Below are 18,979 nucleotides of genomic sequence, written 5' to 3' on the forward strand. Positions count from 1 at the left end.
ATCGTTTTAAGCGTTGAACTGACCTGATTGTCAGTCCTATATTATTTGAAAAAATAGAGCAGCTCAGCTGTTCGACTAAATGCCTGTAACTAACTGCTATACCTAGATAACCATGTTTTAAATGCACCTACAATTTCCAAATCCCTCAATGAAAATGCAGGCTTTGAACATCGACCAAGGTCTAAAACTGGGTAGACTTAAACCTTGGTTACCTCACGTGCAATCAAAAGACGCTGGATATCAGACGCTCCTTCATAAATCTGGCTCACACGGACGTCCCGATAAATTCGTTCAACAGGAAAATCTGAAACATAGCCATAACCACCATGAATTTGAATCGCATCAGAACAAACTCGCTCCGCCATAGTTGAGGCAAACAGTTTGGCCATAGAAGCTTCTTTTAAACATGGCGAACCTGCATCCTTCAAAGCGGCTGCATGGAAAATTAACTGACGTGCCGCTTCAATTTGCGTCGCCATATCGGCTAAACGAAAAGCAACTGCCTGATGTTGCACAATTTCAACACCGAAGGCTTTTCGTTCATTGGCATATTCAACCGCAGCATCTAAAGCGGCACGTGCCATACCGACTGATTGCGCTGCAATACCAATACGTCCCGACTCCAAATTCGAAAGCGCAATTTTATAGCCCTCACCTTCCGCGCCTAGCAAATGATCTGCCGGAATGCGGCAGTTCTCCAAAACGATGGTTGCCGTATCTGAACAGTGCTGCCCCATCTTTTCCTCTATACGAGAGACGATATAGCCTTCGGTATCGGTTGGGACTAAAAAGCAAGAAATACCTTTCTTACCCGCAGCTTTATCTGTGACTGCAAAAACCAAAGCGACTTGCGCATGCTTACCTGTGGTAATGAATTGCTTGGTTCCATTCAGAACCCATTCATCGCCCTCACGAACGGCCTTGCACTCCAACGCACCTGCATCTGAGCCTGCTTGTGGTTCAGTGAGACAAAAACATCCCAACCACTCACCTGTGGCAAGCTTGCTTAAATATTTCTGCTTTTGTGCATCAGTTCCATAACGCTGGGTAATGCCACACGGCAGTGAGTTTTGCACACTGACAATGGTCGAAATCGCACCATCACCTGCTGCAATTTCCTCAAGTGCCACCACCAGTGAAATATAATCTAAACCCGCACCACCCCACTCAGGTGAAACAGTCATACCCAAAGCACCTAACTCACCAAGCTCTTTAAGTTCTTGCGCAGGAAACTGTGCAGTTTTGTCACGTACAGCCGCGGTTGGCTTCAGTTTTTCCTGCGAATAACTACGCAGCATATCCTGAACCATTTTCTGTTCTTCATTTAAAAGCATTAGATGTCCTTTTCTATATCAATTATATTCAGTTCAAAATTTCTACTATTTACAGCATTTGGATAGATGTGACGGCGACATGGATGTCGCCTCCGAAACTGAGATACAAGGATGTATCTTCAGTTTCGAAAAGGATTTTTGTTTCTTTTGATCCTTCAAAAGAAAATGAATACGGACACAACGCTATTTTAATTCGATTAGAAATTTGCAGCTGTACAGATCATCATTTTCTATAAAAATCTAACTTATTTAGGCTGCATACGAATCGCGCCATCTAAACGAATCACTTCACCATTCAAATAACTATTTTCAAAAATGTGCCCCACAAGCTGAGCAAACTCTTGTGGCTTTGCCAAACGCTTCGGAAATGGCACCATTTCACCCAACGCATCTTGTACATTTTGCGGCATCGCCTTCAACATTGGCGTTTCCATAATGCCTGGAGCAATGGTCATCACTCGAATTTTCTCACGTGCTAGTTCACGTGCCAGCGGTAAAGTCATCGAGACAACAGCGCCCTTAGAGGCTGCATAAGCGGTCTGGCCAATTTGTCCGTCATAGGCTGCAACCGAAGCTGTATTCACAATCACACCACGCTCTTCTTCACCAGCTTGAAGTTCATATTTCGCGATTAACTGCGCAGCAAAACGCAGCATATTAAAAGTACCTGAAACATTGATGTTTAATACTTTTTGGAATAACGCCAGCTCATGAATACCATCACGGCCCAACACTTTGGCTGAAGGCGCTACACCCGCACAGTTCACCAAACCATTCAACTGTGCATATTCCGCCTCGACTTCTTGGAAGAAACTTTGCACAGCGTGCTCATCAGTAACATCGAGGCTTTTAAACTGAGCATTTTCACCCAACTCACGCTGTAGCTCTTCACCTAAAGCTTGGTTCATATCCACCAAAATGACTTTCGCACCTTGCTCAATCAAATGACGAGCTGTTGCTGCGCCTAAACCGGATGCTCCACCCGTGACGACAAAAACCTTCCCTTGAATCTTCATTTATTTTTCCTTGTATGATTGAATGCTACGACTTAAGAAGAAATGTAAATACAGAACCCTTTAAGTACAATTTCCAAATATTGCATCTTCCATGATGGTTTTGGACAATGCTCAAAATGCACAATAAAAATATGGACGCCACTATGACTGCATCGGAACATGCAAACGCCCAGAAAGATTCCATTTCAATTGCTTTGGTACACGAAGCATTGTTTGTAGCTGAAAAGCAGGGATATGCAGTTGCTGATATTTTGAAAAATGCAGGCATCAATAGCGAATTGTTAAGTGCGACAAAAGCACGAGTCTCAGTCAATCAATATGCACATCTCTGGACTGAACTGGCCAATGTGATGAATGATGAATTTTTTGGGATGGATCGCCATGCTATGCGCCGTGGCAGCTTTCAGTTTTTATCTAAATCACTGTTACACACCACCCAGCTAGACCAAGCCATTCAACATATTTTGCAGTTTATGAATTTGGTGTTAGACGACTTTAGCAGTCAGCTCATGGTGCAAGAACATTATGCCTATATTGTGATTTATGAACGACTACAGCCCAAGCGCATGTTTAGTTACGCAACTTACATCATGCTAATTCATGCCCTAATGTGTTGGCTGGTTGGGCAACGAGTGATTTTGAATCAAATTCAACTCAAATGTGATACACCTACAGATGACATCGATTACAAAGTTCGTTTTTGTGAAAATATCCAGTATCAAATGGCTGAAAATTATATTCAGTTCGATGCAAATTATTTAAAAATGCCCATAAAACAGGACAGTAAATCGTGGTATCAATTTATTCAGCAAACCCCTCATATTTTACTGACCCGTTATAAAAACCCACATTCAACCAGTGCCCAAATTCGTCGCTATTTAATGCAAGAACCCCCGATACAGTGGCTTGAACTGTCTGAAATTGCCCATCATTTCAATATGTCTGAGGCGACCATTCAGCGTCGACTGAAAAGTGAAGGTTTCAGTTATCAACAGCTCAAAAATGATATACGCCGTGATATGGCGATTGAGCTGCTCAGCAACAGCCAAGTATCATTACAAGACATTAGCACTGAACTCAATTTTCATGATCCGAGTGCTTTCCATCGTGCTTTTAAAAAATGGACAGGCGTCAGCCCCGGCGCTTATCGTCAAAATAAAGACGCTTAACTTAGATCGATTGGTATAAGCAACTACGCGACGCCCTTGCTCTTTCCACATAACAAATAACCAACCCATACTATTCTCTCGTTAAAGTAAACCTCAACATTCTATTGTTCTGGGTTTGGTTTTGATTGGCCAAATGAAATGTCAACAGAGCTTATAAATTAAATTGAATTTTTGATGCTCATTCATCGGAAAATCAGGGGGCTGTCGCACTTTGTCACTGACTTAAAAAAATTACCTGCCATAGTGATCTCGTCATATTGTTTTACACAATATTGAATAAAAACATCATGGAGGGAACACATGAGCACCCAATTAAATAAAAATTTAATGAAAAATATCGGATGGTTATCATTACTGCTGTGTACGCAGCAAGCGATAGCAGACTCATACATTTATGTGACCAATACCACCCCTGAAACGGTATCCGTCAATGTTAATCATCATGGTACACGCACCTTAACTCAAGGGAGTCAATGGGCTCAAGAAGCCACCCAAATTGCACCTTATGAAACCAAACGTGTACTGCGTTTTAACCGTTATACTGGGGTAAAGTCAGGTCAAACTTATAATTTTGATACCGTGATTACAGGCGGTGGTTCAAGCATCACGCTGAAGCAATCTATGACTGGCACTTGGTCTGGCAGTGATATTAAACACTCTGCATCTGGCAGTGATTTCTCTGCACCATGGTTTAACGATCGTAACATTCAGCGTTTCAACACCAATTATGCAGGAAAAGCAGCGCAGACTGCTTTTAAAGCTGAGTACACTGGTGGTTATGACGACTTCCACTACACTATCCATCAAAATACCGTGCCAGAACCCGTTGTCAGCAGTGCCGATGAGTTTAAAGTTTTAACCTACAATATTTATGCTCTTCCTTTGGTGGCAAGTAAAATTGATTCGCGTTTAGAGCAACTGCCGCAAAACCTAAAAGGCTACGACGCAATCTTATTCCAAGAAACCTTTGCTTCTGGTCGTACCGCCATGTTGGCCAAATTAGCGCAGGAATATCCGTACCAAACTTATATTCCAATCGGTTCAGGTTTCAATATCTATGACAGTGGCATATTGGTTGCAAGTCGCTATCCAATTGTAAAAACGGATCATTTTATTTATCCGAGCTGTACAGGCATTGACTGTTTTGCCGATAAAGGTGTGATTTATGCTGAAATTCTCAAGAATGGCAAAGCCTATCATGTGACCTCCACGCATACCGCATCGTTTGATACCGACGCGGCACGTGATATGCGCCAGCAACAATTTAAGCAAATCCGCGCTTTGGTCGATAAGCAAAATATCCCATCATTTGATGCGGTACTCATGGGCGGTGACTTTAATGTCAACAAACTCCTGTGGCCTCAAGATTATGCGCAAATGCAAATCAACTTGAATGGTACGGTGCCAGTCAGCACAGGATATACCGAATCCACCTTCGATCCACGAGTGAATAAACTCGCGGGTGCAGGACTCACAGGCGGCTCTACCGTAGAGTATTTAGACTACGTGGTGTCATCCAATAACCACCGTCAGCCTATGCAAGCACGTAATGATGTCCGCATTCTTCGCTCGACTGCCGACCCCGTATTTATGACTTGGGACTTATCTGACCACTTCCCAGTAATGGGTCAATTCCAATACAACCCATAAGGAAGAATAATGAAGCGCTTTGGGCTTATCGCTTTGGTGCTGAGTGTATTGGTGATCGGTGTGGTGATATGGTTGGGCCTTGGCTCATCATATGCCACATCGGGTCAAACTCAGGCATCCTCACCGTCCCTTACAAAGACTGCTCAACCCAGCAGTTTGCAAGAGAAGCTTGCCGCTGCAAACAATGACGAGTCAAAAATGCAGCAACAACAGCAACAAGAATCCATCCAACAAATCATTCAACTCTTTCAAAAAAATCCGGGCAATATCACACAATTATTAAACCAGTTACAGCAAAACTGTCCCGATACCAACTGTCAAGCATTATTAAAACAGGTATTGGACGAATATCCAGATCAGCAGTTTGCTCAGACTTTAAAACAATTGATAGAACGCCTACCACTGTATGAAAAAGAAATGCAAGCTAAGACCATGTCCACACAAATGACACCGCAACAGCGTTATCAGGAGATTTGGAACTTACGTGAACAGACTTTAGGTAAGCAAGAAACACAACTCGGCTTTGCTGAAGAAAAAGAATTTGCCAGCTATCAGTTTGCTTATGGTGAGCTCTTGAGCCGCGCACCGCAAATGACGCTACAACAACGGTTGAGTGAACTTGCGCAACTACAGCAACAATATAAAAACCCGAGCAAAAATATTGATGGTCAAAGTGGTAGTTACGATAAAGCCCTTAAATTGGCTTTAATTGGCGTCACCGATCCAATACAACAGCAAGAAATTACCCAACAAATTCGTAACAGCTACTTTTCAGGCAAAGAAGCGGCGCAGTTGGCTGAACGCGAACAACAAGTCGCTCGGCAACAACAACAGATCGCCAGTTATCAATCTGAACTTGCTGCTCTCAACCAAGAAATGAACCAGCAAAAACAAAACTTAGCTGAAAGTGCATGGCAGCAGCAATATCAATTCCGTCTAGAACAACTGAGGCAAAAGCACTTTAACTAGTGGCTTAAACGTTCATCATTCTCCACATCAAACAAAGACAGCTAAAGCAAGGTGATATACCCCATGTTGCTTTAGCATGTCCTTATAAATTGCAATTCCACAATGTTTTGAGTTCGCATCAGTGATGCGTAAAATAAAGACTATTGCAGAAAAAATATTAATAAGATATTATTTTTCAATACCTTAAAAATAATTCCAATAACTTTTCAATTGAAGCCCCTCGATAGTCCGCATTGAATACTTCTTTTTGATCAAGCCGAGTCCATTGGAACAATAGTATAAAATTCAAACAGTCACTCAATTTAATAAATTTAATCTTTTCATTTACTTAACAAATCCATCTTTCATTTATCGGAATCTATTTGCAAAAAGCTCCAAAATGGATTATTTTTCAACCAATTTTAAAGCATTCTTTAATGCTTATTTTCCGGCTGTACTCCCCTGTTTAATCACCTTATTTCTTTTAAAGGTTATGACATGCTTAAAATGATTGATGTTCTCGATCAACGTCTGGTGCAAAACTTTACTCAAGCTTTGCAGTCTCCTACCCCACAATTTGAAGAGCAATTGGATCAAGGTATTCTCAATGCATCAGACCTTGAATTAAATCATGCTGTTACTGCATTTTTTAATGAAGTTAATGCAATTGAAGCCGCTCAAGCGTTGGATATTAGCGCTGACCGTATTCAAGCCCTGCAGTTAGGTGCGTCGTTTAAAGATGAACAATATCTAGCTGATCTAAAGAAAATTGTGACACTTTGTCTTGCACTTGAAACTGATGCTTTAGAGCAAGTTGAAGTGTTTGACAGCTTACAAGACTATCCTATGTAAGCTTGCAACCCCCTTAAAAAAGCGACTATTACAGTCGCTTTTTTACATTCAAAATGAATGATTTAGTTATGCAATCTTCATATAAGAAGAAATTATTCTATGCTTTTTTAAAGTTATTCTATATCGTACAATCTCTACACCCCTCGATATATTTATTAAAATTCAATCACTTAAATTAAGATCATCTACTTATTTCAATTTAATATTTTGTTATCCATTATTCTTTTTTTATTTTTCGCATACATCAGGTTAAAAGAACTCACAAATGAACTTATTTAAATAATGCAACATGAAAAACTTTAAACTACTGAGCACTTCACTGATTTTAGGTCTGATCGGTTCTTATGCCCATGCCGCTATTCCAAACACGCTCAAACTCGATTATGCCTACTACGCACCAACCAGCCTTGTGGTGAAAGAACAAAAGCTGTTAGAAAAAGCCTTACCTAAAACTGAAATTAAATGGGTATTTAGCCAAGGCAGTAATCGTTCACTGGAATATTTAAATAGTGGCAGTGTCGATTTTGCTTCAACCGCAGGGCTTGCAGCCGTACTCAGTCGTGCCAACGGCAGTCCAATCAATACCGTTTATATCCAGAGCCAACCTGAATGGACCGCTTTAGTGGTTGCTAAGAACTCCCAAATTAAAAGCCTAAAAGATTTAAAAGGAAAGAAAATTGCCGCAACAAAAGGCACAGATCCATTTCTATTTACCTTACAAGCGTTGGATACAGTGGGTCTAAATAAACGTGATGTCCAACTGGTTCATTTACAACATCCAGATGGCAAAACAGCTTTAGAACGTGGTCAAGTCGATGCTTGGGCAGGCTTAGATCCATTGATGGCATCGGCACAAGTGCAATCTGGCGCAAAACTGCTGTATCGAAATATTGGGTTTAACAGTTATAGCGTACTCAGTGTCAAAGAGTCTTTTACTCAGCAAAGTCCCGAAGCTATTGAAGCAGTGATTAAAGCTTATGAGCAAGCACGTAAATGGGCCAAAGCTAACCCAGAGAAATTGGCGGAGTTACTGGCACGCGAGTCCAAACTGCCGTTGAATGTCGCAAAATTACAATTAAGCCGTACCAACTTTGATCAAAACATTCCGTCAGCCAAACAGATTGCTGCATTACAAAAGTCTGGCGGAATTTTGAATGAAGAAGACTTAGTCCGTAAAGGCACCAATGTTAATCAAGTCGTGACTCAGTTGTTTAAACCACAATATGCACAAAAGGTTGTAAGCAAATAATGACCAAGTCAGTCGCGAGCTCTTTCACCCCTATTGTAGTGAAAAAGAGTTCCTCATTTCAGTTGAAATTGAAGGGTGTTCTCAAAGCGATCACCCTTCCAATGCTCTTACTGATTGCTTGTGAATATCTGGTTCGTGCAGGTTTTATTGAACCTTATTTATTGCCTGCTCCCAGTAGTCTGTGGCAAACCTTTCTAGATTTATGGCAGGCAGATTTATGGATGCATGTATGGACCAGTACATGGCGAGTATTTTTAGGATTTTTTATTGGGAGTGCCCTGGCTTTAATGTTTGCGATTTTGGTGGGACTCAATAAACAGGTTGAAGCGTTTTTAGAACCCAGTTTTTCAGCGATTAAATCCATACCGAGCTTGGCGTGGATTCCTCTACTTTTACTGTGGTTGGGAATTGATGAAGCATCGAAGATTACCTTGATTGCGATTGGCGCATTTTTTCCGACCTATACCAACACTGTCGCAGCGATTAAAGGGGTTGATCGCAAGCTCATCGAAGTCGCACAAGTCTATCGACTGAAGTACTGGCAACAAGTGCAACAGATTATTTTGCCTGCGGCATCGCCGGGGATCTTAACGGGACTGCGCAACAGTTTAAGTTTGGCATGGATGTTTATGATTGCCGCAGAACTCATTGCAGCAACACAAGGCATTGGCTACTTACTGAGTGATGGTCGAGAAACTTCACGTCCTGATATTGTGATCTTAGCGATTATTCTTTTAGCCGTGCTCGGAAAATTCAGTGATAGCATCATGAAAGCCATCGAGACTTGGCTACTGCGTTGGCGTGACGTATTTGGAACATAAGGTAGAAAAAATAAAAGCGCATCGAATGCGCTTTTATTTTGGAGGGAACAATGAAATTATTGTGTCCACTGCCCTAAAGTGACGCGGTCATTTCCACCATAATCTTTCACCGTACGGACTTGTTTATAACCCGCTTCTTTAAAGATTTTCTGTACAGCGTCACCTTGATCATAACCATGCTCAAGTACCACCCAACCATCAAGAGTTAAATGCTTTTTACCTTGCTGGATAATGACTTTTAAATCAGCCAAACCATGATCCGCAGCAACTAAAGCACGTTCAGGCTCAGTTGCTAAGTCTTGTATGTGAGCATCATCGGCATCGATGTACGGTGGATTCGAAACAATCACATCAAAAAACTTTCGATTTAGCGGTGCAAACCAACTGCCACACACAAAAGTCACATCATTTAAGTCATGCTTTTCTGCATTTTGCTGTGCAACGGCTAAAGTTGGCTCATAAATATCGGTAGCCGTGATGTCCCACGTGTCTCGTTCACTGGCCAATGAAAGCGCAACCGCACCCGTCCCCGTACCTAAATCGACAATGCGGGCATCTTCAGGTAAGTCTAAACGTAATACAGTTTCTACCAGTACCTCGGTATCTGGACGTGGCACTAAGGTGTCAGGAGTGACAATCAAATCTAGCGTCCAAAACGGCTGTGAACCTGTCACATAGGCCAAAGGTTCACCTGCTTCGATTCGTGCCAAGGCAGCAACATAGGCTTGCTCTTGCTCATCGGTCAGCACTTGATCTTTTTTCATAACCAAATCAAAAGAATCAATTTTGGTGATGTGTTCCAGCAACCATGCGTTCTCTTGACGTTCGTAACTCTCGGCTTCACCACGTAAAGCCAAAGCTTGGGCAATATTCATTATCCACCATTCTGCTGTGCAAGCATCGCAAGCTGATCTGCTTGATATTCACGATGTAAGCTATCTAATAGTTCAGTTAAATCACCTTCCATAACCGCGTCTAACTTGTATAAAGTTAAGTTAATACGGTGATCAGTCATACGACCTTGCGGATAGTTATAGGTACGGATACGTTCTGAACGATCACCCGAGCCGACCAAGTCACGGCGCATTTCAGAAGTTGCTGCATCAGCTGCTGCACGTTTTGCATTTTCCAAGCGTGAAGCAAGTAAAGCCATCGCTTTGGCTTTGTTTTTATGCTGCGAACGTTCTTCCTGACATTCCACCACCGTTCCTGTTGGAATGTGGGTAATACGCACAGCCGAATCGGTTTTGTTGATGTGCTGACCACCCGCACCTGAGGCACGGTAGGTATCAATACGTAAGTCTGATGCATTAATCTCGACCGTTGTATCGACATCAATTTCAGGCAAAATCGCAACGGTACACGCCGAAGTATGCACACGACCTTGAGACTCTGTTGCAGGTACACGTTGTACACGGTGCGCGCCACTTTCAAACTTCAAACGGCCGTAAACACCTTCACCATTCACCAAGCAAATGATTTCTTTATAACCACCGTGTTCGCCTTCATTTTCAGACAACACTTCAATACGCCAGCCTTGTGATTCAGCATACTTGGTGTACATGCGGTATAAGTCACCCGAGAAAATAGCAGCTTCATCACCGCCTGTTCCCGCTCGAATTTCCAAATATGCAGAGTTCGCATCATTTGGATCTTTCGGAATCATTAAGATATTTAAATCAGCTTCTAAAGACGCAATAATGGCTTTATTTTCTTTAATTTCTTCAACAGCCATTTCCTTAAAATCAGGATCTGACAGCATCGCTTCGGCCGTTTCAATATCAGCTTCAGCTTGTTTGTACTTGGTCCACACTTCTGTGATTTCGCTTAAATCACTATGTTCACGTGACAACTGACGAAAGCGTTTGTTATCCGAAATGACTTCTACATCTGCAAGTAATGCTGTTAATTCTTCGTGACGGTCAGAAAGTTGATCTAATCGTAAACGTAACGATTCTTTCATTAGGAAAATATCTCAATATAAAGGCTGCAATACAGTTTCACAGCACCAAAAAATTTGCGCTTAGTTTAACGGCTCTATCACGCAAAGAACATCTTTATTCAATCCTGAGCGACGTTTACTTTATACGCCTCAGTGGATTGATATACTTTTAAAGCGTGTTTATGCACTTACTAACGCTTAAAAAGTGCAAAACTGCTTATTTCATATACATCTTTTAAATAGGTCATTTCAGCTCAAAATTTAGAGTGTGAAATGCATCACTCCTAGGTTTATCCACATTTGCATGATTTTGGATAAATTTCATTCTGCTTATTCACATTTGTAATAAAACTGATACAAACAAGAAACCAAAGGGTTTCAATTTAGTTTTAACTCTCCACAATTAACTGGAATCTTTTTGTTACATTAGCCACATCGAAAAAAGTAAGACAGTTCAACCAATGTTGGACATGGAGAAACACATGAAACTTAATACACTCTTAATGTCAGCAACATTAGCAACGGCATCTATGTTTACTGCAACTGCATATGCAGACAGCACAACTCGAGTTGCAGCAGCCAGTGCTTTAGGTAGTGTTGCAGGGACAGCAATTGGTAAAAACATGGGCGGCACAACTGGTGCAACTATTGGCGCAGCACTCGGTGGCGCGGGTGGTGCAGCAGTTGCAAGTGACAAACGTCACCGTACTGAATCTGCTATTGGCGGTGCCATCGGTGGTGGTGCGGGCTATACCGTAGGTAAAAGCATGGGCGGCACCAATGGTGGCTACGTTGGTTCTGCATTAGGTGCAGCCGGCGGTGCAGCACTCGGCAACAAGATCTCAAAAGACAAACAATATGACTCTTACCATGGTAAAAAATGGAAGAAAAAACATAAACACCATTAATTAGCTGCATCGTAAAGATGTCATTGAAAGCACCTTCGGGTGCTTTTTTATGGCACAGATTTAGACGCAACAACACATCAGCTAAACTGGTAGAAAATACGAAGAGTCGTTACACAGCACTTACCAAAGCAACAGTTTCGATAAAGTTTTTCTTCATTATTCTTCCCACTTGTTTCGCTAAAGTGAAATCAAGACAAAATAGACATGCTCTTAGGAGTTTAAAAATGAAAATTAAATCAATTTTAATGAGTACCGTAATTGCAGCTTCAGCATTAACGATGACCACAACATATGCAGGTAATACAACCAATACTGCACTAACATCTGCATTAGGTGGTGTTGTCGGTGCCGCGATTGGTAACCAAATGGGTGGACAAACAGGCGCGATGATTGGTTCTGCCATTGGTGGTGGTGCAGGTGCAGCTGCTTCAGCCAACAAACGTGACCGTAATGGTGCAATCATTGGTGGAGCACTCGGTGGTGCTGGTGGTTATACCGTAGGTAAAAACATGGGCGGTACCAATGGTGGGTATATTGGCGCAGGTCTAGGTTCAGCGGGTGGTGCAGTTCTGGGTAAAAAAGTCTCTGAAGACCGTCGTTACGATGATGAATATGACCGCCGTTACGATGAGCGTTACGATCGTCGTTATGACAACCGCGGCTACCGTAACAGCAATTATAAATATAATGGTCGTGACTATCGTGGTGACAATGGCCGTCACTTGGGCTGGTACAAAAACGGGAAACGTTAAGCACCGCATAAAACATTCTCAAATAAAAGAGCACCTTCGGGTGCTCTTTGTTTATCTGACAACTACACTTAAGAAAGACACTGTATCGTTCCTGCGATGCAGTTGCTTACTTCTTTTTGCTTTAAACGCATGTGTGGCTAGTGCGGTTCAACGATGTTGAATAGATATTTAGTTTCATTTTTAAATCAAAACCTTATATAAAACAACCAGAATATCGAATAAAATCGATATACAAAATAACAGTTATATCGTATTATTTCGATATATAAAGCAAAACTGAGAAGTAGAATGCGCACGTTGTCCGAGACTCAATTTTCTATTTTAGAATTAGCTCCTGTCCGCGAAGATCAAACTGTACAAATCACTCTACAGCATAGCTTAAAATTGGCCCAACAAGCTGAGCGTTTAGGCTATAGCCGACTTTGGCTTGCAGAACATCATAATATGGATGGTATTGCCAGCTCTGCAACTGCGGTGCTACTCGGCTATTTACTCGCAAATACCTCAACCTTAAAAGTGGGTTCTGGCGGTATCATGCTCCCAAACCATGCCCCGCTGATCGTGGCAGAGCAATTCGGTACGCTTGCGACACTCTATCCAAACCGGATCGAATTAGGTTTAGGTCGAGCACCGGGTACAGACCAAGTGACCATGCGCGCACTTCGCCGTGGCCGTCAAGAAACTGAAGATCAGTTCCCACAAGATGTCTTAGAAATTTTGCATTACTTTAAAGATGCTGAGCCGAATCAGCGCATCATTGCAACTCCGGGGCAAGGGACACATGTGCCTGTATGGCTACTCGGTTCAAGTTTATTTAGTGCACAACTGGCTGCAAAACTCGGACTTCCCTACTCTTTTGCATCACACTTTGCACCGCGTATGCTGAAACAAGCGATTCAGCTCTATCGTGAAAACTTTGAACCCTCTGAATACTTATCGAAACCTTATGTGTCTATGGGTGTCCCGACAGTCGTTGCTGAAACTGATGCTGAAGCTGAATATCTAGCGACCAGTGCCTACCAACGGGTTTTAGGTCTCATGCGCGGTCAAAGTTTAAAGTTAAAAGCACCGATTGCCAGCATGGACGGTCTATGGTCACCTGCGGAAAAAATGTCGGTAGACAGTTTTTATGCCATGGCGCAAATCGGTTCCAATGGCACAGTGAAAGAAGGTTTGAAACAACTTCTTTTAGAATATGATGTCGATGAATTTATTTTCACCTGTGACATCTATGACACGGACAAACGTTTAGAAAACTTTGAACGTCTCATGCAGATCAAAAACAGCTAAGTCCATATAAATCTGTTCGCCTTATGCGTATTAATACATACCCATAAGGCGACGTGTATAAATGAATAACTAAAATCTCAGCCGATACCTAAAAAATCCTAAAAACCGTGCAAAAACTGCTGCTATGTCTAGACTAAAGTTAGCGTGACTGCTCAGACAATTTATCACTTTGCCTTTTTAGAGCAAAAGCACTAAAAATAATAAATTAAGGAAAGACGATAAAAAACAATATAAGGATCGAGCATGGTCAATTTGCATTCAACAGACAACGTATCTGGTTTATTTCAAAACCATCCCGAATATTTTCAGCATTTTAAAGGGCAACTGATTCCCTCATCAGAAATTAAACAACATACTTTTGCTGAGCAACGTGTCGCAATTATTGGCACTAACCAGCATACAGTAACTGCCCTCGAATCGATTTGTCAGGTCGCTCAATCGGTCTATGTTTTTCAAAATGCGCCACAATTTATCTTACCAAAAACAGAGCGCGGAATTCAGCGCTTAATCCAACATCCACTGGTTATTAAGAACCGACGCCTATTTAATACACGCATCAAATGCCTACTGGCTTTACGCTTTTTAGAAACCCAAGTTCAAGACCCATGGCTTAGACACCAACTAAAACCTAACTCCGCTGCCGATAAACTTAAATTTTTTAAGTCCGATCATTATTATCATGCCCTACAGCGTGACAACTGTAAGCTAATCACTTGGCCAATAGTCAAAATTCGTGAACATGATATTCAAAGTTTAGATGGGGCTGAATATCCAGTCGATGTGATCATTACCACCTATAGCCATTAACCGTATAGGGTAAGTTTTACCCACTTACCCGTTGTTTATTTCATCACACCTGTATATTGATAACCTGTATTTGAACGCTGATAACGTAAGTACTTTCCAGTCGGGCGGCTGTTATGATCTAATAAAGTGATATCAATCTTGTTTAAGTCTTTTGAAACACGAATATATGAACCGCGCCGCTCTTCGTCATAGTGACAGTCATAATCTACTTCAATCGAACTTAATTGCTTGTTCTTGGTCTGGAAAACTGGTGTTGCTGTCAAAGCTTGGGCGTGCATTTTAAAGGCTTGAATTTGATAGAGACCGTGACAACTATCGCCTTTGTAATAACTTTGAATCAGATAAATCGGCTGTGCACCCCATTTCACTTGATCAATCTTTAAAATATAGCCTGTTTCTAAAGGCTGAAGTTTAGTGGACTTGCTCGATTTCATCTGCACATAGGATGAAAATTCACCCATAGTACCGCCACCGCCTACATCAAAGGTATAGAATTTAAGCAGTTGGTCCGGTGAGGCATTAATCTTTAGTCTAAGATTTTCAGTCAATTTGGGGAAAGAATAAGCATAACTTTCTGCATTTTCACGGATTAAATCAACCACATCATTTTCGATCTGTTGATTCACTGCATAAAAATCTAGCGCTGCATATTTTTGATTAATCGCCTGCTCAGCCTGTTGAATTGATATATTTTGCGCATATAAAGCCATATTAAAATAAGTAAAACAAAATACACCTAATAGACATTTCGATATTATTTTCATTTGATCTAATCTGTATTTTTGTATTGATCAATATTATAAAGCATCATCAATATGACGCCTTATAATGTAATGACAATATCAACCAATGCGACGTTTTAGACCCGTCATTTGCAGTACACGAGTTGAAATTTCTTCAATCGACATTTCCGAGACATTTAAGTATTTAATCCCTTCAGAGATATAAATCCCTTCAATTGCGCGAAGCTCCATTTGACACTGGCTGAAGCTTGCATAACGGCTATTGGCTTTACGTTCAGAGCGAATAGCAACAAGACGCTCCGCATCAATCATCAAACCAAAAAGCTTCTGTTTATGCGCGCGAAGTACCGCAGGTAAACGGTTGTCATCCAAGTCTTCTTCAGTTAAAGGATAGTTTGCAACACGAATACCAAACTGTAATGACAAATAAATTGACGTCGGTGTTTTACCCGAACGTGACACCCCAATCAGAATCAGATCGGCCTTGTCATAGTGGCGTGTACGTGCACCGTCATCGTTATCTAAAGCAAAATGCACCGCATCAATACGTGCTTTATAAGACTCCGAATCGGTCACCGCATGGGTCTGTCCGACTAAAGTTGTAGGCGGCGTTCCTAGTTCTTCAGACAATTTACTAATAAGCCCTTCAAATACATCAAGATTTATAGCATTTGCAGTATTAATAATGTCACGCACGTACGGGTCGACTAAAGTGTCAAAAACCAGTGGCTTTTGTCCGTCTTGTTGTGCCCTTAAATTGATCTCAGCAACGACATTTGTAGCAGCTTCTTCAGAGCTAATATAAGGAATAATATGAATGTCAAAGTCAACATTTGGAAACTGCGCCAATAGCGAGTGCCCAAGGGTTTCAGCGGTAATTGCAGTACCATCAGATACAAAAAAAACACTCCGCTTAAATTGTTTACTTCCCGACATTAAAATTCTCCTCAAAAATTTGTCTTAGTGCTATATAATCTTTATAGTAAACCGATCTTACATGACTGTCGCTTAGTAAAATCAAAAAGCTAAGTAGATTTGTTATAATCTGATGCCAAGATAGTGATTAAATACTGCAAAAGTGGAGTAACAACTTTGGAAGCGCGCGTAATTGGTCTAGAAAAATTAGGGAAACACGACGTTGAACTTGTAGGTGGGAAAAACTCATCTTTAGGTGAAATGATCAGCCACCTATCAAATGCAGGTGTATCTGTACCAGGTGGCTTTGCTACTACAGCTCAAGCATATCGTGAATTTCTCGAGCAAAGTGGCCTAAACGCTAAAATCAATGCAGAGTTAAAAGTCCTCAATGTTGATGATGTAAATGCTCTTGCTGAAACAGGCGCGAAAATTCGCCAATGGATTGTAGATACTCCACTTACGGCAGAACTCGAACAAGAAGTTCGTAAAGCATTTGCAGAGCTTTCAAACGGCAACCCAGACATCGCGGTTGCCGTTCGTTCTTCTGCGACAGCAGAAGATTTACCAGATGCTTCTTTTGCAGGCCAACAAGAAACCTTCTTAAACATTCGCGGTATCGACAACGTATTGATCGCGATCAAAGAAGTCTTTGCATCACTGTATAATGACCGTGCAATCTCTTACCGCGTACACCAAAACTTTGCGCATGATGTTGTGGCTTTATCTGCTGGTATTCAGCGTATGGTCCGCTCTGAAACTGGTGCAGCGGGTGTAATGTTTACACTCGACACTGAATCAGGTTTCCGTGACGTAGTCTTCATCACTGCATCTTATGGTTTGGGTGAAATGGTCGTTCAAGGTGCTGTAAACCCTGACGAATTTTACCTCTCTAAACCCCTTTTAAATGCAGGCAAGCACGCTGTCCTCCGTCGTAATCTGGGTTCTAAACACCAAAAAATGATTTATGGCGAAGAAGCTTCTGCAGGTAAATCAGTTGTTGTGGTTGATGTTGAAAAACAAGAGCGTCAACAATTCGCATTAAACGACCACGAACTACAAGAACTTGCAAAACAAGCGCTGATCATTGAAAACCATTATGGTTCTCCAATGGACATCGAGTGGGCAAAAGATGGCGATGACGGTCAAATTTATATCGTTCAAGCGCGCCCTGAAACAGTGAAGAGCCGTGAAAACGTCGGCACTATGGAACGCTACCTTTTAAAACAAAAAGGCACAGTGATTTGTGAAGGTCGTTCAATCGGTCAACGTATTGGTTCTGGTAAAGTCCGTATTGTTACGTCTATTAAAGAAATGGACAAAGTACAAGACGGTGACGTGCTTGTATCTGACATGACAGACCCAGACTGGGAACCAGTCATGAAACGTGCTGCTGCAATTGTCACTAACCGTGGTGGTCGTACTTGTCACGCAGCGATTATTGCACGTGAACTGGGTGTTCCAGCAATCGTCGGTTGTGGTAATGCAACTGAAGTTCTAGTAGACGGTCAGGAAGTGACTGTTTCATGTGCTGAAGGTGATACAGGTTTCATCTACGAAGGTTCTTTAGATTTTGAGATTCAAACCAATTCAATCGAATCTATGCCAGAGCTTCCGTTCAAAGTAATGATGAACGTCGGTAACCCTGACCGCGCATTTGACTTTGCACAAATTCCAAATGAAGGGATTGGCCTTGCACGTCTTGAGTTCATCATTAACCGTATGATCGGTGTCCATCCTAAAGCATTGTTGAACATTGATAGCTTGCCACGTGAAACACGTGCTGCGGTCATGGCGCGTACTGCGGGTTATGCATCGCCAATCGAATTCTATGTTGAAAAACTGGTTGAAGGTATTTCTACCCTTGCTGCAGCATTTGCAGACAAACCTGTGATCGTTCGTATGTCTGACTTTAAGTCAAATGAATACGCAAACTTGATCGGTGGTAAATTATACGAACCTGAAGAAGAAAACCCAATGTTGGGCTTCCGTGGTGCAAGCCGTTATGTGTCTGACAACTTCCGTGACTGCTTCGAATTAGAATGCCGCGCGTTGAAAAAAGCACGTGACGAAATGGGCTTAACCAATATTCAAATCATGATTCCTTTCGTACGTACTGTACATGAAGCAAAACGTGTAATTGAATTATTGGCATTAAATGGTTTGAAACGTGGTGAAAATGGTCTGAAAGTGATCATGATGTGTGAGTTACCAACAAACGCATTATTGGCTGAACAGTTCCTTGAACACTTCGATGGCTTCTCTATCGGTTCAAACGACTTAACTCAGTTAACGCTTGGTCTAGACCGTGACTCTGGTATTGTATCTCACCTATTTGATGAACGTGATCCAGCAGTAAAAGCACTGCTTTCTATGGCAATTCATGCATGCCGTAAAGCAGGCAAATATGTGGGCATCTGTGGTCAAGGCCCATCAGATCACCCAGATCTTGCGCAATGGCTGATGGAACAAGGTATCGAATCTGTATCACTTAACCCTGACTCAGTATTAGACACTTGGTTCTTCCTTGCTGAAGAGAAAGTTCAAAAAGCTTAACTTTTTGATCCGATAAAAAAGACCCTT

17 protein-coding genes are annotated in these 18,979 nt (G+C 41.7%); 11 read left to right on the plus strand and 6 right to left on the minus strand.

Annotated features, from left to right (window positions below; genetic code table 11):
- Window positions 1–197: 197 nt before the first annotated feature.
- Complete coding sequence (locus tag GVX98_RS13660) at window positions 198–1,334, minus strand: acyl-CoA dehydrogenase family protein (protein WP_159128395.1); 1,137 nt, start codon at window positions 1,332–1,334, stop codon at window positions 198–200.
- A gap of 245 nt (window positions 1,335–1,579) precedes the next feature.
- Window positions 1,580–2,350, minus strand: a complete 771-nt coding sequence (locus GVX98_RS13665; protein WP_151836002.1) for a 3-hydroxyacyl-CoA dehydrogenase — start codon at window positions 2,348–2,350, stop codon at window positions 1,580–1,582.
- Between the two features lie 143 nt (window positions 2,351–2,493).
- Here GVX98_RS13665 and GVX98_RS13670 point away from each other — a divergent pair, with 143 nt between their 5' ends.
- The 6 genes from GVX98_RS13670 (at window position 2,494) to GVX98_RS13695 (ending at window position 9,039) form a co-directional block, all read left to right on the plus strand.
- Entirely contained in the window at window positions 2,494–3,519 is a 1,026-nt protein-coding gene (locus tag GVX98_RS13670; protein WP_159128396.1) for an AraC family transcriptional regulator, read from the plus strand.
- Between the two features lie 327 nt (window positions 3,520–3,846).
- The gene (locus tag GVX98_RS13675; protein ID WP_171503374.1) at window positions 3,847–5,169 is read left to right on the plus strand and encodes a sphingomyelin phosphodiesterase; all 1,323 of its coding nucleotides are present in this window, start codon (window positions 3,847–3,849) and stop codon (window positions 5,167–5,169) included.
- A gap of 9 nt (window positions 5,170–5,178) precedes the next feature.
- Window positions 5,179–6,138, plus strand: coding sequence for a hypothetical protein (locus GVX98_RS13680; RefSeq protein WP_159128398.1), 960 nt, complete (start codon window positions 5,179–5,181; stop codon window positions 6,136–6,138).
- 477 nt (window positions 6,139–6,615) lie between these two features.
- Complete coding sequence (locus GVX98_RS13685) at window positions 6,616–6,969, plus strand: hypothetical protein (RefSeq protein WP_029575052.1); 354 nt, start codon at window positions 6,616–6,618, stop codon at window positions 6,967–6,969.
- A gap of 289 nt (window positions 6,970–7,258) precedes the next feature.
- Window positions 7,259–8,218, plus strand: a complete 960-nt coding sequence (locus GVX98_RS13690; RefSeq protein ID WP_140402872.1) for an aliphatic sulfonate ABC transporter substrate-binding protein — start codon at window positions 7,259–7,261, stop codon at window positions 8,216–8,218.
- A complete protein-coding gene (locus tag GVX98_RS13695) occupies window positions 8,218–9,039 on the plus strand; it encodes an ABC transporter permease (protein WP_159128399.1) in 822 nt (273 codons plus the stop codon). The genes GVX98_RS13690 and GVX98_RS13695 overlap by 1 nt, the downstream gene beginning before the upstream one ends.
- A gap of 56 nt (window positions 9,040–9,095) precedes the next feature.
- Here the strand turns inward: GVX98_RS13695 and prmC are convergent, their stop codons facing one another.
- Together prmC and prfA are read right to left on the minus strand one after the other, a co-directional pair.
- Entirely contained in the window at window positions 9,096–9,914 is an 819-nt protein-coding gene (gene prmC / locus GVX98_RS13700) for a peptide chain release factor N(5)-glutamine methyltransferase (RefSeq protein ID WP_159128400.1), read from the minus strand.
- On the minus strand, window positions 9,914–11,002 hold the full coding sequence (gene prfA / locus GVX98_RS13705; protein ID WP_004982013.1) for a peptide chain release factor 1: 1,089 nt from the start codon (window positions 11,000–11,002) through the stop codon (window positions 9,914–9,916). The genes prmC and prfA overlap by 1 nt, the downstream gene beginning before the upstream one ends.
- Before the next feature lie 461 nt (window positions 11,003–11,463).
- Between prfA and GVX98_RS13710 the strand changes: the two genes are divergently transcribed.
- The 4 genes from GVX98_RS13710 (at window position 11,464) to GVX98_RS13725 (ending at window position 14,738) form a co-directional block, all read left to right on the plus strand.
- Entirely contained in the window at window positions 11,464–11,889 is a 426-nt protein-coding gene (locus GVX98_RS13710) for a hypothetical protein (RefSeq protein ID WP_004696467.1), read from the plus strand.
- Window positions 11,890–12,113: 224 nt separating this feature from the next.
- A complete protein-coding gene (locus tag GVX98_RS13715) occupies window positions 12,114–12,641 on the plus strand; it encodes a hypothetical protein (RefSeq protein ID WP_159128401.1) in 528 nt (175 codons plus the stop codon).
- Between the two features lie 288 nt (window positions 12,642–12,929).
- On the plus strand, window positions 12,930–13,931 hold the full coding sequence (locus tag GVX98_RS13720; protein WP_159128402.1) for an LLM class flavin-dependent oxidoreductase: 1,002 nt from the start codon (window positions 12,930–12,932) through the stop codon (window positions 13,929–13,931).
- Window positions 13,932–14,174: 243 nt separating this feature from the next.
- Window positions 14,175–14,738 carry a flavoprotein gene (locus GVX98_RS13725; protein ID WP_159128403.1) on the plus strand — a complete coding sequence of 188 codons (564 nt, stop codon included), beginning with the start codon at window positions 14,175–14,177 and terminating at the stop codon, window positions 14,736–14,738.
- A gap of 35 nt (window positions 14,739–14,773) precedes the next feature.
- Here GVX98_RS13725 and GVX98_RS13730 read toward each other — a convergent pair whose 3' ends face one another.
- On the minus strand, window positions 14,774–15,448 hold the full coding sequence (locus tag GVX98_RS13730; protein ID WP_171503351.1) for a hypothetical protein: 675 nt from the start codon (window positions 15,446–15,448) through the stop codon (window positions 14,774–14,776).
- A 132-nt stretch (window positions 15,449–15,580) separates the two neighbouring features.
- Window positions 15,581–16,417, minus strand: a complete 837-nt coding sequence (locus GVX98_RS13735) for a pyruvate, water dikinase regulatory protein (protein ID WP_005400687.1) — start codon at window positions 16,415–16,417, stop codon at window positions 15,581–15,583.
- Window positions 16,418–16,573: 156 nt separating this feature from the next.
- Between GVX98_RS13735 and ppsA the strand changes: the two genes are divergently transcribed.
- Window positions 16,574–18,952, plus strand: coding sequence for a phosphoenolpyruvate synthase (ppsA, locus tag GVX98_RS13740; protein ID WP_004982030.1), 2,379 nt, complete (start codon window positions 16,574–16,576; stop codon window positions 18,950–18,952).
- The last annotated feature ends 27 nt before the right edge of the window (window positions 18,953–18,979 follow it).

This window comes from Acinetobacter sp. 8I-beige (assembly GCF_902505955.1).
Taxonomy (GTDB): domain Bacteria; phylum Pseudomonadota; class Gammaproteobacteria; order Pseudomonadales; family Moraxellaceae; genus Acinetobacter; species Acinetobacter johnsonii.

Excerpts from the sequence above, each read along its gene's own strand:
- GVX98_RS13660 (WP_159128395.1), bottom strand. The coding sequence starts at position 1,334 with ATGCTTTTAAATGAAGAACAGAAAATGGTTCAGGATATGCTGCGTAGT.
- GVX98_RS13665 (WP_151836002.1), bottom strand. The coding sequence starts at position 2,350 with ATGAAGATTCAAGGGAAGGTTTTTGTCGTCACGGGTGGAGCATCCGGT.
- GVX98_RS13670 (WP_159128396.1), top strand. The coding sequence starts at position 2,494 with ATGACTGCATCGGAACATGCAAACGCCCAGAAAGATTCCATTTCAATT.
- GVX98_RS13675 (WP_171503374.1), top strand. The coding sequence starts at position 3,847 with ATGAAAAATATCGGATGGTTATCATTACTGCTGTGTACGCAGCAAGCG.
- GVX98_RS13680 (WP_159128398.1), top strand. The coding sequence starts at position 5,179 with ATGAAGCGCTTTGGGCTTATCGCTTTGGTGCTGAGTGTATTGGTGATC.
- GVX98_RS13685 (WP_029575052.1), top strand. The coding sequence starts at position 6,616 with ATGCTTAAAATGATTGATGTTCTCGATCAACGTCTGGTGCAAAACTTT.
- GVX98_RS13690 (WP_140402872.1), top strand. The coding sequence starts at position 7,259 with ATGAAAAACTTTAAACTACTGAGCACTTCACTGATTTTAGGTCTGATC.
- GVX98_RS13695 (WP_159128399.1), top strand. The coding sequence starts at position 8,218 with ATGACCAAGTCAGTCGCGAGCTCTTTCACCCCTATTGTAGTGAAAAAG.
- prmC (WP_159128400.1), bottom strand. The coding sequence starts at position 9,914 with ATGAATATTGCCCAAGCTTTGGCTTTACGTGGTGAAGCCGAGAGTTAC.
- prfA (WP_004982013.1), bottom strand. The coding sequence starts at position 11,002 with ATGAAAGAATCGTTACGTTTACGATTAGATCAACTTTCTGACCGTCAC.
- GVX98_RS13710 (WP_004696467.1), top strand. The coding sequence starts at position 11,464 with ATGAAACTTAATACACTCTTAATGTCAGCAACATTAGCAACGGCATCT.
- GVX98_RS13715 (WP_159128401.1), top strand. The coding sequence starts at position 12,114 with ATGAAAATTAAATCAATTTTAATGAGTACCGTAATTGCAGCTTCAGCA.
- GVX98_RS13720 (WP_159128402.1), top strand. The coding sequence starts at position 12,930 with ATGCGCACGTTGTCCGAGACTCAATTTTCTATTTTAGAATTAGCTCCT.
- GVX98_RS13725 (WP_159128403.1), top strand. The coding sequence starts at position 14,175 with ATGGTCAATTTGCATTCAACAGACAACGTATCTGGTTTATTTCAAAAC.
- GVX98_RS13730 (WP_171503351.1), bottom strand. The coding sequence starts at position 15,448 with ATGGCTTTATATGCGCAAAATATATCAATTCAACAGGCTGAGCAGGCG.
- GVX98_RS13735 (WP_005400687.1), bottom strand. The coding sequence starts at position 16,417 with ATGTCGGGAAGTAAACAATTTAAGCGGAGTGTTTTTTTTGTATCTGAT.